This is a genomic window from Kyrpidia spormannii (assembly GCF_002804065.1).
Taxonomy (GTDB): domain Bacteria; phylum Bacillota; class Bacilli; order Kyrpidiales; family Kyrpidiaceae; genus Kyrpidia; species Kyrpidia spormannii.
Map to the genome: position 1 here is coordinate 1209983 of NZ_CP024955.1, position 14223 is coordinate 1224205.

Genomic DNA, 14223 nt, shown 5'->3' on the forward strand with positions numbered 1-14223 from the left:
ATGGAGCGCGCCCTCCGGTGACGTGTGGGAAAGTCAAACGCGTTCGAGCAGATGCGCAAGCAGGGCCGCGCGCTGCGTGATATAGGGGATGAGGATGTGCTCGTGTTCGGCATGCGGCCCGTCCCCCACGGCGCCGAGACCGTCGAGTGTCGGCGCGCCGACCGCGGCGGTGAAGTTACCGTCACTGCCTCCGCCGACCATCGCCTCCTGCAGCGGCAAACCGAGTTCGCGAGCGATGTCCTGAGCCAGACGGAACAGTTGCCCGGTTTTTTCCGTGCGTTCCATCGGCGGGCGGTTGATTCCTCCGCTGACGGTGACGCTCAGGCCAGGGCGGCTCGGCTTTAGGTCTTCCATGATGCGATGGATTCTGTCCGCTTCATCCCACGTCACGGTGCGGACGTCCACGTCGGCCTCGGCCCCCTCGGGAACCACGTTGCTGCGGGTGCCGCCGTGCACGACGCCGACGTTGACCGTGGTACCGCGATCGTAATCCGTCAGACTCTCCAAATACTCCACCAACCGCGCCAGCTCGCGTACAGCGCTGATGCCATCCTCGTGGTGATTGCCCGCGTGTGCAGCGCGTCCGCGGACGCGGACTTTGTAGATGGATACACCTTTGCGCGCGGTCTTCAATGCACCGGTCACCGCCTGGGCGGCCTCCACGACAAACACCGCCTTGCTCCTTTTCGCCTCCTCTTCGATGAGCGCGCGTGACGTGATGCTGCCGACCTCCTCGTCCGAATTGCAGAGGAAGACGATCCGCTTGTTCACCGGCAGCCCCAGCTCACGCAGGGCTTTTGCGGCCCACAGAGCCTGCACCAGTCCGGCCTTCATGTCGAGGATGCCGGGTCCGTAGATCCTGTTCTCTTCCACACGGTAAGCCAGCCGCCCCGGTTCCCACACAGTATCGAAATGGCCCACGATGAGCACCTGCTCCTCACCTTTGCCAAAAATGAATTTCATGTGATTGCCAACCTGATCCTGCCGGTACACCTCCGGTGTAATGCCGAGGTGCTCCCGGAACTGTTCGGCCAGGACCTTGCCGCACGCATCGACGCGCTGCTTATCATAAGTGGGGGACTCCGCACGGACGAGCGCTTCGATGCAAGATATCATCCGTTGCTGCTGGGATTGCAGGTATTCATGGATGTCGGACACCCTATGACCACTCCTCGCATTGGACTCCACGCAGAGAATGGCTAGCAAGAAGAGTGCCAACCATTGTGTGATGCCCTCATGACGCCGCGGTCACCAAGGATGACCGTACTGATGATGACGGGTCGGCGGCTGGAGACGTTCCTAATCGCCTGAATCAACCCAAAAGAAAACCCAAAATGAAACCTAAAGTTTGGAGCTCAGCCGTGATCCTCCACACAGCTGTGCGGTGGGTAGCTTCGACAGAACGTCTGCCAGCCACAAACCGCTCCATTTCTATTTTTCGCAGCAACGTGGCTCTTTGGCATTTCTCTTGCTAGCGTGATCAGGATACCGGCGTGCAATTGGAGCCGCGCATGTGACAGACACTCAAGGGGGTGAAGATGCAATGGCACTCGAAGGCAAGCGCGTGCTGGTGACCGGGGGCAATGGCGGTATCGGGCGGGCCATCGCGCGAACGTTCGCGGCAGCGGGTGCTGACGTGACGAGCGTGGACAGGCGCGTCCAGGAGGAAGCCGAATCTGATATCACGGATGTGGCCTTCGATCTCTATCAGACTGACCGTCTTCCTCATTTGGTGGAGGACCTGTGGCAGCAAGGGCCCGTTCACATCCTCGTCAACTGTGCCGGCATCTATCCGTCGAGCCCCGCCCTCGTGATAGATGAGAGCGCCTGGGATGCGGTGCTGGACCTGAACCTGAAGGTGCCGTTTCTCCTCTGCCGTGAGCTGGCCGGGCGAATGATCCAGGCGAATATCACGGGGTCCATCGTGAACATCGCCTCCACCGCGGCTCACACGGCGCGCCCCGGCGTGGCGCACTACGCGGCGTCCAAGGCCGGATTGGTGATGCTCACGCGAGTGCTTGCGCTCGAGTGGGCACCGTACGGGATTCGTGTCAACGCCGTATGTCCGGGCCTCGTCGAGACCGACACGCTACTCGCCAGCCTCGTCACGCCCGTGCTCACGCAGGAGCATGTGGAAAAGGTCGCCAAGGTACCGATGCAGCGGGCGGCGGAGCCGGGCGAGATCGCGAATGTGGTACGGATGCTGGCGGACGACGCGGTCTGCGGCTACGTGACGGGCCAGGCGCTGTTTGTCGACGGGGGTTACACCGCGGGCCAGACGTTCCCGTCCTTTCAACTGCAGATGCAGAGCGTGTTGGACAGAATCTGAGGCTTCAAAGGAGGCGATGCCGGTGAGATCTATCGACAAATCAGAGCGTGAGCTCATCGCCGCCGTTGACCGGGTCCGGCTCGTCGAGTGGAACCGGCGTTTGGTCCGCGAGGTGCGGCTGTCCGGATCAGCGGAGGAGGCCAGGGCCTTCGATGAGGTGCAAGCCGAATTGGAGCGGCTGGGCTTTACGACGAAGCGGATGTCAACGGATGCGTACATCAGCCTGCCGATCCGCGCGTCGCTCGAGGTGAACGGGGAAGCCGTGGACTGTATCACGCACTCGATGAGCGCGTCGGTGCAGGACCTTCAGGCATCCCTGGTCGATCTCGCCCCGTTGCCGCCCGACCGCTGGTCCGCAGACATCCTTGCCGGGCGCGTCGGGTTGACCGACGGGTTGGCGGTGCCGGGCCTCGTGGTGCGTGCGATGGAATGCGGCGCAGCGGGCATGGTGTTTGTCAATGGGGACTTGACGTACGAGATGATTGTCTCGCCCGTCTGGGGCCATCCCACGCCGGAGACGCTGGACAGACTGCCGACGATTCCGGTGGTATCGGTGACGCGGCACGGGGGAGAGCGGATTCGCGAGCTGATGCGCGGCGGTACGGCGGAATGCGTCATGACGACCGTTGTGGACACGGGCATTCGGCCCATCCCCGTGCTCACCGCGGAAATTAACGGCCGCGAGACGCCGGAGGACTTTGTCCTGTTCAGTGGCCATATCGACTCGTGGCACTACGGGGCGATGGACAACGCCAGCGCTAACGCACTCATGGTGGAGGTTGCGCGGGTGGTTGCGGCGCATCGGTACGAGTTGCGCAGATCACTTCGGCTCGCCTTCTGGTCCGGGCACTCCCACGGCCGTTATGCGGGATCCGCGTGGTACTGCGATACGCATTGGGAGGAGCTGCATGAGCACTGCATGGTACACATCAACGTCGATTCCGTGGGCGGCCGTGGCGCCACCGTGCTGAGCGAGGCAAACGCGATGGCCGAAACGAAGCCGCTGGCGGCCGAGGTTATCGAGGCGCTCACCGGTCAGTCCTTCGTTGGCACCCGCTACGGTCGATCCGGCGATCAGTCGTTCTGGGGTCCCGGCGTCCCCTCGCTGTTCATGGGCCTGTCGGAGCAACCAGCCTCCGATGATCCCGCCGCGCGCGCCTTCGCTCAACTCTTCGGCGGCGGCAACACGGGCGGTTTCGGTTGGTGGTGGCACACGACGGAAGACACCCTGGACAAGATTGACCCGGATCTGCTCGTGCGCGATACGCAGATCTATCTGCTGGTGATCTGGCGCTTTTTGACCGATCCGTTGCTGCCCATCACCTGCTCAAAGGCGGCGTTGGATGTCGAGTCCGCGCTGATGCGCTGGCAGAGCCGCGCCGGGGAACACCTGGATTTGTCGGAAGCTATCCGCCGTGCGCGCGAATTGACACAGCGGCTGCGGGCTATCGATGCACAGATGCCGGACCTGCAAGACCCCGCCGCGCGCGAAACCTGCAACCGCCTGATCATGCGGATGTGCCGCCTGCTTGTGCCGCTCAACTACGTGAAGGGCAGCCCGTTTGATCATGACCTCGCCCTGTCTCAGTCGCCCTTGCCGAAGCTGGCGGACATCGATCGGCTGGCGGCCGAAGCGCCGGGCACGCTCCGCCACAGGGCGCTGCAAACGGCGCTGCGCCGTCGCTCGAACGAGGTATGCCACACGCTCAAGGAGGCCATCCGCCTGGCGGACGAATGGTCCGACGTACTGACGAATGCGCGGCGGCAGGAGGAGGGAGCGAGCGAATGAACTTCCTCGTGGTGGGTGCAGGTGCGATTGGCGGCGTGATCGGCGGCTATCTGTCCCGGGCCGAACACCGGGTGCTGTTTGTGGATAAGGATCCGGATCACGTGCGGGCGCTGCGGGAGCAGGGTCTCTCCATCCGTACTGCGTCGGAGACGTTTAACATCCCCGTGGATGCGCTCTCCAGTGACGCGTTCGCGGCGGAGGCCACGCCGCTGGACGACGTGGACGCGGTGCTGCTCGCGGTGAAGGCGCAGCATACGGAGGATGCGGTGGCCCCGTTCTCCCATCGTCTACCGGAGACGGCCTGCGTGGTCTTGCTGCAAAACGGCCTGTGCGAGGACGTCATCGCCCGTTACGTCGAGCCGGAGCGCACGGTGGGCGCGTTCGTCAACCTGTTTGCGGATTGCTTCGAACCGGGCGTGGTGGAATACGGCGGCATGGGGAGCCTTTTCATCGGCGAGCTTGACGGTCCGCGGGGGGAAGACGGAAGTCCCGTGGCATCTGGGGCCGGTGATTCAGGAAGGTCGCCGGCTCGACACGAGATGCGGTTGAACGGCTGCTCGATATGATCCGCGCGGCAGAAACCGGTCAGCGGCCACTGTCCTTGATCAACTTGGAGGAACTCAAACGATACACGAAGGAGGCAGGCTGAAAGATGTCAACCGTGCTGGGCGTAAACGCGGGAGATGTCCCGTTGCAGCAGGGGAGAGCGGTGCGCAAGGCCATCATCGCCGGCTCCATCGGCAACGTCATGGAATGGTACGACTGGTCCATCTACGGATTTTTCGCGTCAGTGATTTCCAAACATTTTTTCCCATCCCAGGACCCTGTCGCGTCGCTTCTTTCAACGTTTTTGGTGTTCGCGCTCGGCTTCGTGATGCGGCCGCTGGGTTCGCTGGTGTTCGGGCCGTACGGTGACCGCGTGGGTCGCCGCAAGGCGCTGGCCCTCGCCGTCATCCTCATGGCCATCGGCACGTTCGTGATTGGCGTCATCCCGACCTATGAACAGATTGGCGTGGCTGCACCCATTCTGCTCGTTATCGCGCGCCTGATCCAGGGCTTCTCGGCTGGCGCCGAGTGGGGAAGTTCGACGTCGTTCCTGGTCGAGTACGCGCCGCGCAACCGCCGCGGATTTTACGGCAGTTGGCAGCAATTTAGCACCGGGGCGGGGTTGTTGTCGGGATCGCTCGTGTCCACGTTGCTCATCCTCTCCTTGCCGGCGACTGCACTGGAGTCGTGGGGGTGGCGCGTGGCGTTCCTCATTGGCATCGTGCTCGGTTTGGTGGGTCTGTACCTGCGGATGAAGATGGAGGATACGCCGAAGTTCATCCAGGCGGAGCAGATGGAGAACGTCGCCAAACAGCCGCTGAAGGAAATGGTGACCAAGCACCCGCTGCAGGTCCTGCAGGCCATCGGTTTCACCATCTCCTGGACCGTGTCTTATTACATCACGTTCACCTATCTGCCGACGTACGTCAAGACGGTCGTTCACATGTCGTTCGGGGCCGCGATGCTGTCGAACGTTATCATCCTAACGTTCTTCATCCTGCTCATTCCTTTCGTCGGTGCCCTGTCCGACAAAATTGGGCGTAAGCCGCTGCTTCTGCTCTCGTGTGCGGGATTCGCCATCCTGTCGTATCCGATGTTCCTGCTCATCAACCGCGGCAGCTTCTTCATGATCCTTCTGCCGCAGTTGATCCTCGCGCTATTCGAGTCGTTCTTCGCTGCTCCCGGTCCGGCCGCGCTGGCGGAGATCTTCCCAACGCGGGTGCGCAACAGCTCCCTGTCCGTCGGCTACAACATCGGTGTGGCGCTTTTCGGCGGCACGGCGCCGTTCATCGCGACCTACCTGATCTCAGTTTCGGGCAACAAGCTGTCTCCGACTTGGTACGTGGTCATTTGCGCCGTCATCACGTTCCTCGTGTTGCTCGGTCTCAAGGATCGTTACCGTGAGGAGCTGAACTGAATCCGAAGTGGTTGTGAAGGGCGGCGGTGCACCGCGCTGCCGACGCGCCGCCGCCCTGCGGTGTGCATTCAGGAGGTGGACAGATTGTTTAAGTCGAAGAAGGTGGTGGTGACGGGGGCGGCGGGCGTTATTGGCAAGTGGATATGTACGGCCTTTGCGCGGCAACGGGCACACCTCTGCGTGACGGACGTGAGGTCCGACGCGCTAGCGGCTCTCCATGCCGACCCGCACATCGGCCCTGCCATTGCCCTGCACCACGTGACGGACCTGCGGTCCGCCGACTCCATCGGTGCACTGGTGGACGCGGTGGAGAGGCAGTGGGGCGCGCCGGACATCGTGATCAACAACGCCGGCATCTACCCGAGCCGGCGGCTGCTCGATGTGGACGCAGCGGAGTGGTCGGAGGTGATGGCCGTCAACCTGACCGCGCCGTTTCTCCTTACGCAAGCCTTTGCGCGCCTGATGCAAGCGCGGCAGGTGACTGGATGTTTCGTGAACATCGTCTCCAAATCCGCGCACCGCCCTCGGCCAGGCGGCGGCCCTTACGCAGTCTCCAAGGCAGGACTGGCGATGTTGACGCGGGCTTTTGCCCTCGAGCTCGCACCGCTGGGCATCCGTGTCAACGCGGTGAGCCCCGGCCTTGCGCCGGGTAGCGAGGTGAACGCGCTGTCCGACGAATATATCGCAACGATGTTGCGCCGGATCCCGCTTGGCCGCCCGTCGAACGCTGATGACGTGGGTGCGGCCGTCCTGTACCTGTGTTCTGATCACGCCGCCTACATCACCGGCGCCACCCTCGTCGTCGACGGTGGCAGCGCGGCGGGAGAGTTCGAGTTGCCGGAGGCGCACGCTTGAGCGCGATGTGCTAAAGTTTGAAGGGCTTCGCTGCGGTCAGGCCCCAACCCCAAAAACTCGAGGAGGATGAGAAAGATGTCAGCACCATGGCCCAACGGAGCACGCGTGGCGGTTTGCCTGAGTTGGGATGTGGACGGGGAGTCCGCGCAATACGTCCGGTTTCCGGACCGGGCCCCCAATCAGCTGAGCGAACTGCACCAGAGACTGTACGGTCCGCAGGTGGGCATCTGGAAGGTGCTTGACCTACTTCGCAAATACGACATCCCCGGCACGTTCTACATCCCGACTTACACCGCCAAGCTTCACCCCGACGTCGTCGAGGCGGTCCAGAAGGACGGGCATGCTCTCGGTCTGCATGGCCACCTGCATCACAGTCTGGAAGTGCTGACGCTAGAGCAAGAGGAGGAAATCCTCGTTCACTCGCAGCAGATCTTTCGCGAGCTCACCGGCTCCGTACCCCGTATCTTCCGCGCCCCGTCGTGGGAACTCAACCGCTGGACCCCCGAACTTCTCGTGCGCCACGGCGTCCTGTCCGACTCCAGTCTTATGGACGACGAGAAACCCTATGCGCTTGAGACGCCCGCCGGGCAGCTCATCGAGATCCCCATCCACTGGCTGCTCGATGACGCCGAGCACTGGAACCACTCCCGCGCCAACCGGGACAAGGCCATTGCCGATCCTGACGCGGTGTTTCGCCTCTGGAGCACTGAATTCGACGGCTACTACGCCTCTGGTGGGTGCTACGTTCTGACACTCCACCCGTTCATCAGCGGCCGCTGGGCGTACATGGCTGTCGTGGAGCGGCTCATCCGGCACATCCGTCAGTACCCCGGCGTGTGGTGGACCACACTCGACAGGGTCACGGACTGGGCGCTGGAGAGGCTCGCCCAGCAGGAACTTCCGGTTCGCCAGTCGCCGGCGCCGGAGCCACTGGAGTTTTGAGGAAAACGTGACGTCCCTGGAAGAATTGACCGGGCATCTCAGGCGGGTGCCCGGTTTATTGGTACGCCCGGCATGGGCGGTGTCTCTATGGTGGAAGTCCCGAACGGGGCTTGGCGACACACCGTTAGCTAAGAGCAAGAGTGTCCATCGCGAGGTGGCATGCGAAGGAAGCTGGAGGCAAACCCTCGGCCCGATGAACAAGAACCTCATACGAGCCCTCACGGCGAGGAACACACCGATCGCCATGGAGGAACGAATCCGACGGCTGAACACGTATCTGGGCGGCTGGATGGGGTACTTTGCCCTGGCGGAAACGCCGAGCACCTTCGAAGAAATCGAAGGATGGATACGGCGGAGGCTGCGGATGTGTCTCTGGAAACAGTGGAACCGGGTACGGACGCGATATCGTGAACTGCGCACTGGGATTGCCGGAGTGGGTGGTGCACCCATTCGCCAACGCCCGCAAAGGGCCATGGCAATGGCACACGGGCCGATAAACAGGGCCCTGGGCAACGCCTACCGGCAGGCCCAAGGCTTGATGAGTTTAACCGAACGTTACCGAAGGCTCCGTCAAGCTTGGTGAACCTCCGGATGCGGACCCGCAAGTTCGGCGGTGTGAGAGGACGGGGGCTGGCCGCCCCCTCCTACTCGATGTCCAGTTTCTTGGGGCCATTATACCCGGAGCATCGCTTGTGTAGCGATCGAGTAGGGAACCGCCAAGGACGTCAGGGGAAGGGCGTTGTGGATACTGCGCCAGGCAATGAATGCCCAAGTGGTCAAAGACCTTTTCGGGTGATCACCTGTTAATCACCCTTGCGCTTAAGATAGACTCGTCCCTGCGTCACAAGAACAGTTTCATCCTTTTGATTCGTAACAGTAAATTTAAGGGCAACCAATCCTCCATTTCCTTTGGATGAAGGTAATGTCTCGGTTACTTCAACGTCCGCGTATAACGTATCGCCTGGTCGAACTGGCGCTGTCCACTGTACAAAGTCCAGCCCGGTACCGCCGATGATTTCTGTTCCGAATCGATTGGTTCGGATCCACTCACTCCAAACCATACTCAACGTGTGAAATCCGGAGGCGATGATCCCTTTGAAAATCCCATTTTTCGCAAACTCAGGATCAATATGTATGGGCTGCGGGTCATAGCGATGAGCGAATTCGTAGATTTCCTGTGAGGTTAAGATGATGGGATTTAGCTTGAAGTGCTGGCCAACGAAAAACTCCTCAAAATACATAAGTTCGCAGTTCCTCCCTCCAATTACAAGAATGAAGCATCTCTATTTTGACGGCTGTGGTGTAGGCGCTGAGCTCATTTGGCGGTGTTTTTCTCACCGACATTGGAGTGACGATTGTACCGACGGCTATCCTGTGAAGCGATTACTGTACCGACACTTGACAAAAACGACCGCTTTCCGGGTGGGAGGCGCGTGCAATCCTGAGCCTCGTCAGGGCAAAAACTCGCGGTCCAAGTCGATTTCAAGACCCACGGCCTTCGGATCGAAGTCCAGTCTGATGGCAGCGTTTTTCGACCTGGTTAGGATGTCGTAGTACGCGAACGCGATTCCAGACTCGAACTTGTCCTCGGGATGCCGCCTGGCCACGTCGCGGTGGTGCCGGGCTTCTTCCAGCAGATTGGAGATCCACTGCTGGAAGATCAATCTGGCTTCTTTCGCTGTCGGCGTTGGATTTCCATCTGGCAAATCCAGATTTGTTCATGAAAGGTTTTGATTTCCCGTTTCCATTTGTCCATGATCCCTCTCTTCCACTCGGGACTAAAATAGTCCCAAGAGTCGCGCTTCAAGGCTCGTGCGGGATCGCGAATTTTGCGCTGATGAATTCCGCGTCAAAGACGAGAACGTCGGGATCGAACTGGATAGCTCGTTGAATTTTGCGCATGGGACCACCTGTGAATGGAATGATACACCGTTTTGCAAATTGAATCAATTTGAAAATCCCGCGACGCTCCAAAGTGCTGTTGGGCGAGCGTAAGTCAGCAGAATGCTTACACAACTGCTTGGGAGGTGCTAACCAATGCAGACAGCTCGGGCTGAGTTACATGCGCTTGTGGACCGGTTGCCTATAAAGGACTTGCTTAAGGTGAAGCGGTTTTGCGAAGCCTTGATGGCGGGGGATGACGTGGCGGACGATGGCTTGCCGCACCGCAAGGTGACTCTGGAACGGCTGCGTGAACTGAAACCGGAAGTTCTCGCTATAGCGCGGCAATATCGCCGCGGACGTCCGGGTGTTCGGCTCGGTGGTCCGGGGCGAGGTGGACGAGTTCAGCGGCGTGGATTTTTTGGTACGGTTCGAGAAGGACGTGTCATTATTTGATTTGGCGGGCCTTCAGGAGGACCTTGGGGACTTGCTCGGATGTCCGGCGCATGTGGTGGCCGAGGATTCCTTGCGCCCGGAGATTCGGGCTGTCGTGATGGGCGAGGCGGTGGATTTGTGAAGAGGCAAAAACAATCGCCCTCTCCCGATTATCAGGAAAAGGGCGATGTATGGTAGAATGGTGATGGTGGATTAGAAAAACGCTCGCCTCCGCCGGGAAGTTTCCCGAAAGGAGGCTAAGCTATCGAACCTCGTGAATATCGCCTGGTCATGGTTGTACTGGCGTTCCTCTCGGTGGTCCTGAGCATCGTCGGGTTGGTCGTAGGCATTGATGTTTTAATGCCTGGCTTCTGACGAGCTCCCACCTCGTCAGAGGCTCTGGTGCAAGGCCCGGCGGAGCGAGTTCCCTTAATATCCGTATTTTGGCGAATAGATGCCATTTCAACCGACGCAAAAAAATCTTAACCGATAGGGGTATAACTCGCTCTCTGTTGGAGAGAGAGGGATGATTCGTTTGTTTGCCATTCCGAGCAGGCTGCATCATGGAACAATCAAAGAAGCGGCGGACCAAACGATTCGCAATGGACTGATTTGTTTGCTGGTATGGGGGCCGTTTTGGCGTTGCGAGTAGATCCGAAAGCACTTTCCAAGGCGTCGGGTGCTTTCAAGAGCGTGGGGCAGAATGGGCCAGATATGTGTTATACCATCGGCTGGAATTGTGCGACGGGGTTGTCCCGCTCCTCGTAGATTTTCGTGGCGGCTTTTTTCTTCAATTCCGCCTCGAGAAAACCAGCGGCAGCCCAACGCAGCACCTGTTCCCCATTCTGCCTGCGCTTCACGTACCGACTCCCCATGCGCACCTATTCATGTGCCGATTCAATCGCATTCGTCGAACGCATTGTCCCCCGCAACAGTTCCGGAATACCCACTCGGATCACGGTCACGGTCTCTTCCATTCTTTCCCGCATGCTGGTTGCAGCCCCTGGATGCGCCTTCTCAAGCTGCGCCGCCAATCGCCGCAGGGCCGCCAGCCCCCTCTTTCTCGGTATCCTGACGCCAGGCCTCCCGCAGTTGCCGCTTGCCCCAGTCTCTCTGTTTCTGAATGACTCGAAGTCCCGTTTGCACCGCCAAAGCCATCAGCCCTTCTTTGGTCGATTCCATCACAATCCAACGGGGATAGCTGAATGGCCAAATGCTCGGAAGCATCGAGTCTGGAAAATTGCTTCTGGTCTTTCAGGACAATCTGGTGTACTCTTGATCTTGTAGGTGGCGCTCTCCTTTCTTTGTTGTTCCCAATCCCGTTATACCAAACGGGCTCAGGAGACCGCCACCTTCAAATTTCCACGAAACCCGGGACAACTCCAGTTGCTTCATTACTCTGGCTACGGGTATCTATCTGGTTTTTTACTGGTTGCCGTGTGTCAGTTGGATTCCATAGTTTTGCGACAGAGAGGGGTTCCGAATTCGTGAGTGATAAATTGCGGGTACGACTTGCTGTGCGAGGAATGACTTGTACAGGTTGCGCGGAACACGTGCACAAAGCCCTGGATAGTGCTGGGGCTGAGAGGATATCCGTCAACTTTCGCCGTGGAGAGGCGATATTTGAGGTTGATGATGCGCCCGGTATTGAGGCGGCAAAACGAGCAGTAACCGAGATCGGTTATGAACCCGGTGACGCAGAGATTCTCAATCGTATGGCAAGCGGTTCGGAACTCGATGGGACCGGTGGCGACGAGTATGATCTTCTTATCATCGGATCCGGTGGTGCCGCATTCTCGGCAGCGATCCAGGCCGTTTCTCGCGGTGCGAAGGTGGGCATGATCGAACGCGGCACCATTGGTGGAACCTGCGTGAACATCGGTTGCGTGCCGTCGAAAACCCTGCTGTGCGCTGGAGAGATCAAACGTCTGGCAGGAAAGCATTCATTTGCCGGACTGCAAACATACGCCGGGCCAGTGGACTTGAAGGCATTGATCGCTCAGAAGAACGAGCTCGTCGAGGAACTGCGCCAGCACAAGTATATTGATCTAATCGATGATTATGGTTTTGAACTCATCCGGGGAGAGGCCCGATTCGTGAATGAAGGGACGGTAGAAGTGGGTGGGCGACCGATCACGGCCCGGAACTTTCTTATTGCCACAGGAGCTTCGCCGGCAGTTCCGGATATTCCGGGACTCAAAGACGTGGACTATCTCACAAGCACCACGGCACTGGAGCTTCAGGAAGTGCCAAAACGTCTTGCGGTGATCGGTTCCGGCTATATCGCAATGGAGCTGGGCCAGCTTTTCCATAACCTTGGCACCGAAGTGACGCTTGTCCAGCGAAGCAATCGGATCCTCAAAGATTTCGATCCCGAAATTTCGGAAGCTGTCACACAGGCTTTGACTGAACAAAGCATTCAACTGATCCCGGGCGCCTTGTTCCAACGCGTTGAGCAGGAGGGCGACATCAAGCGAGTTCACATTACGGTGGAGGGGAAGGAGCGGATCATTGAGGCCGAGCAGCTTCTTGTTGCCGCGGGACGCACTCCCAACACGGATGCACTCAATCTCGAGGCTGCAAACGTGAAGGTCGGCGACCGTGGCGAGGTTCTCGTGGACGAATACCTGCGGACGACCAATCCCCGCATCTACGCTGCTGGCGACGTCACCATGGGACCGCAATTTGTCTACGTGGCGGCGTATGAGGGATGGGTGGCAGCCGAAAATGCGGTTGGTGGCGGCAGTCATAAAGTCGATCTGACTGTTGTCCCGGCTGTGACGTTTACGAACCCGGCCATCGCGACAGTCGGGCTCACAGAAGTGCAAGCCAGGTCTGCTGGATACGAGGTGATTACATCGGTGTTGCCTCTGGATGCCGTTCCAAGAGCACTCGTCAATCGCGAGACAACAGGTGTGTTCAAACTTGTGGCGGATGCGAACGCGGGGAAGATTCTCGGTGCGCATGTGGTGGCAGAAAACGCTGGTGAAGTCATCTATTCGGCAGTTCTTGCTGTAAAGTTCGGCCTGACCATTGAGGATCTGCGGAACACCATGGCACCGTATCTCACCACGGCAGAGGGACTCAAACTGGCGGCCCTCACGTTCGACAAAGACGTGTCCAAGCTGTCGTGCTGCGCTGGATGATGGAACACTATCATCGACGTTGAATGTAAAAATATGGTATCATTAGCAACGACACAGCGTCTTAAGGAGGGATTCGGGTGATCGAAGCAGTTGTATTCGACGCCTATGGTACGTTGTTTGATGTGCATTCCGTGGTAGATGCATGCGAGGATTCCTTTCCTGGATACGGTGAGCAAATCAGCCAAATCTGGCGACAGAAACAGCTTGAATACACTTGGCTGCGTGCCTTGATGCGTCAGTACGCAAACTTCGAAGAAGTTAATCGAGATGCATTGAAGTATACGCTCCATCAACTGAAGTTGAAGTTCGACAATAGCATTGTTGAAAGGCTATTGAATGCCTACCTTCGACTCGAACATTATTCTGAAGTGCCACAGGCTCTTAAGGCTTTTCAGCCATACAAGTTGGCGATTTTGTCGAATGGGACTACGAACATGCTCGAAACCGTGGTTCGGAATACTGGACTTCGGACGTATTTTAACGATATTCTCAGTGTGGACGAGTTGCAAACGTACAAACCGGATCCACGGGTGTATGAATTGGCGGTTTCGACATTAGGGGTAGTCAAAAAGCAAATTCTGTTTGTCTCGTCGAACGGTTGGGATGTAGCCGGGGGAAAAGCATTTGGATTCACTGTCGCATGGGTCAATCGACAAGGTAAACCGCATGAAGAGTTGGGAGTGCGGCCAGATTACGTTGTACGGAACCTTCTCGAGCTTGTGGACACAGTTTCCTGAGTTGATGGAGAGTACAAATTTTGAACCTGTATGTGAGAAGAAATGTGCCTGAGGAGAATAGGATAGTCGAAGAACGGATTTTTCAAGGTTGGGTTTCGATTAAGCCGAAATGAGACGATGTTCCCGGCTTTTGCATGGGTTTGGTT

At 58.7% G+C, this 14223-nt stretch carries 13 protein-coding genes and 1 pseudogene; 10 read left to right on the plus strand and 4 right to left on the minus strand.

The genetic code is table 11. The features are described from left to right. Positions 1–33 precede the first annotated feature (33 nt). Positions 34–1158: a M20 family metallopeptidase gene (locus CVV65_RS06015; protein WP_232796727.1), complete on the minus strand. Its 1125-nt coding sequence runs from the start codon at positions 1156–1158 to the stop codon at positions 34–36. Positions 1159–1543: 385 nt separating this feature from the next. Here CVV65_RS06015 and CVV65_RS06020 point away from each other — a divergent pair, with 385 nt between their 5' ends. From CVV65_RS06020 to CVV65_RS06050, 7 genes are all read left to right on the plus strand, one after another. Further along, positions 1544–2329: an SDR family NAD(P)-dependent oxidoreductase gene (locus CVV65_RS06020; protein ID WP_100667375.1), complete on the plus strand. Its 786-nt coding sequence runs from the start codon at positions 1544–1546 to the stop codon at positions 2327–2329. A 22-nt stretch (positions 2330–2351) separates the two neighbouring features. Beyond that, a complete protein-coding gene (locus CVV65_RS06025; RefSeq protein ID WP_407928392.1) occupies positions 2352–4118 on the plus strand; it encodes a M28 family peptidase in 1767 nt (588 codons plus the stop codon). Beyond that, positions 4115–4684 (plus strand): ketopantoate reductase family protein, encoded by a 570-nt coding sequence (locus CVV65_RS06030; RefSeq protein WP_157935406.1) that lies wholly within the window; start codon positions 4115–4117, stop codon positions 4682–4684. Before CVV65_RS06025 ends, CVV65_RS06030 begins: the two co-directional genes overlap by 4 nt. Before the next feature lie 86 nt (positions 4685–4770). Next, the gene (locus tag CVV65_RS06035; RefSeq protein ID WP_100667377.1) at positions 4771–6081 is read left to right on the plus strand and encodes an MFS transporter; all 1311 of its coding nucleotides are present in this window, start codon (positions 4771–4773) and stop codon (positions 6079–6081) included. 84 nt (positions 6082–6165) lie between these two features. Further along, positions 6166–6936 (plus strand): SDR family NAD(P)-dependent oxidoreductase, encoded by a 771-nt coding sequence (locus CVV65_RS06040; protein ID WP_198592143.1) that lies wholly within the window; start codon positions 6166–6168, stop codon positions 6934–6936. A 75-nt stretch (positions 6937–7011) separates the two neighbouring features. Next, positions 7012–7878, plus strand: a complete 867-nt coding sequence (locus tag CVV65_RS06045; protein ID WP_157935407.1) for a polysaccharide deacetylase family protein — start codon at positions 7012–7014, stop codon at positions 7876–7878. 7 nt (positions 7879–7885) lie between these two features. Beyond that, positions 7886–8461, plus strand: coding sequence for a group II intron maturase-specific domain-containing protein (locus tag CVV65_RS06050; RefSeq protein ID WP_232796728.1), 576 nt, complete (start codon positions 7886–7888; stop codon positions 8459–8461). A 220-nt stretch (positions 8462–8681) separates the two neighbouring features. Here the strand turns inward: CVV65_RS06050 and CVV65_RS06055 are convergent, their stop codons facing one another. Both CVV65_RS06055 and CVV65_RS06060 read right to left on the minus strand, forming a co-directional pair. Further along, positions 8682–9119 carry a MaoC/PaaZ C-terminal domain-containing protein gene (locus tag CVV65_RS06055; protein ID WP_100667380.1) on the minus strand — a complete coding sequence of 146 codons (438 nt, stop codon included), beginning with the start codon at positions 9117–9119 and terminating at the stop codon, positions 8682–8684. A gap of 210 nt (positions 9120–9329) precedes the next feature. Then, a complete protein-coding gene (locus CVV65_RS06060; protein WP_100667381.1) occupies positions 9330–9542 on the minus strand; it encodes a hypothetical protein in 213 nt (70 codons plus the stop codon). A 584-nt stretch (positions 9543–10126) separates the two neighbouring features. Here CVV65_RS06060 and CVV65_RS16920 point away from each other — a divergent pair. Next, positions 10127–10336: a nucleotidyltransferase family protein gene (locus tag CVV65_RS16920; RefSeq protein WP_269148835.1), complete on the plus strand. Its 210-nt coding sequence runs from the start codon at positions 10127–10129 to the stop codon at positions 10334–10336. Positions 10337–10982: 646 nt separating this feature from the next. Here CVV65_RS16920 and CVV65_RS17540 read toward each other — a convergent pair. Continuing rightward, positions 10983–11316: pseudogene (locus tag CVV65_RS17540) on the minus strand (transposase); the annotation flags it as partial. Positions 11317–11681: 365 nt separating this feature from the next. Here CVV65_RS17540 and merA point away from each other — a divergent pair. Beyond that, a complete protein-coding gene (gene merA, locus CVV65_RS06075) occupies positions 11682–13340 on the plus strand; it encodes a mercury(II) reductase (protein WP_269148836.1) in 1659 nt (552 codons plus the stop codon). 77 nt (positions 13341–13417) lie between these two features. After that, complete coding sequence (locus tag CVV65_RS06080) at positions 13418–14077, plus strand: haloacid dehalogenase type II (RefSeq protein WP_198592146.1); 660 nt, start codon at positions 13418–13420, stop codon at positions 14075–14077. Positions 14078–14223: the final 146 nt, after the last annotated feature.

Excerpts from the sequence above, each read along its gene's own strand:
- CVV65_RS06035 (WP_100667377.1), top strand. The coding sequence starts at position 4,771 with ATGTCAACCGTGCTGGGCGTAAACGCGGGAGATGTCCCGTTGCAGCAG.
- CVV65_RS06020 (WP_100667375.1), top strand. The coding sequence starts at position 1,544 with ATGGCACTCGAAGGCAAGCGCGTGCTGGTGACCGGGGGCAATGGCGGT.
- CVV65_RS06045 (WP_157935407.1), top strand. The coding sequence starts at position 7,012 with ATGTCAGCACCATGGCCCAACGGAGCACGCGTGGCGGTTTGCCTGAGT.
- CVV65_RS06030 (WP_157935406.1), top strand. The coding sequence starts at position 4,115 with ATGAACTTCCTCGTGGTGGGTGCAGGTGCGATTGGCGGCGTGATCGGC.
- CVV65_RS06055 (WP_100667380.1), bottom strand. The coding sequence starts at position 9,119 with ATGTATTTTGAGGAGTTTTTCGTTGGCCAGCACTTCAAGCTAAATCCC.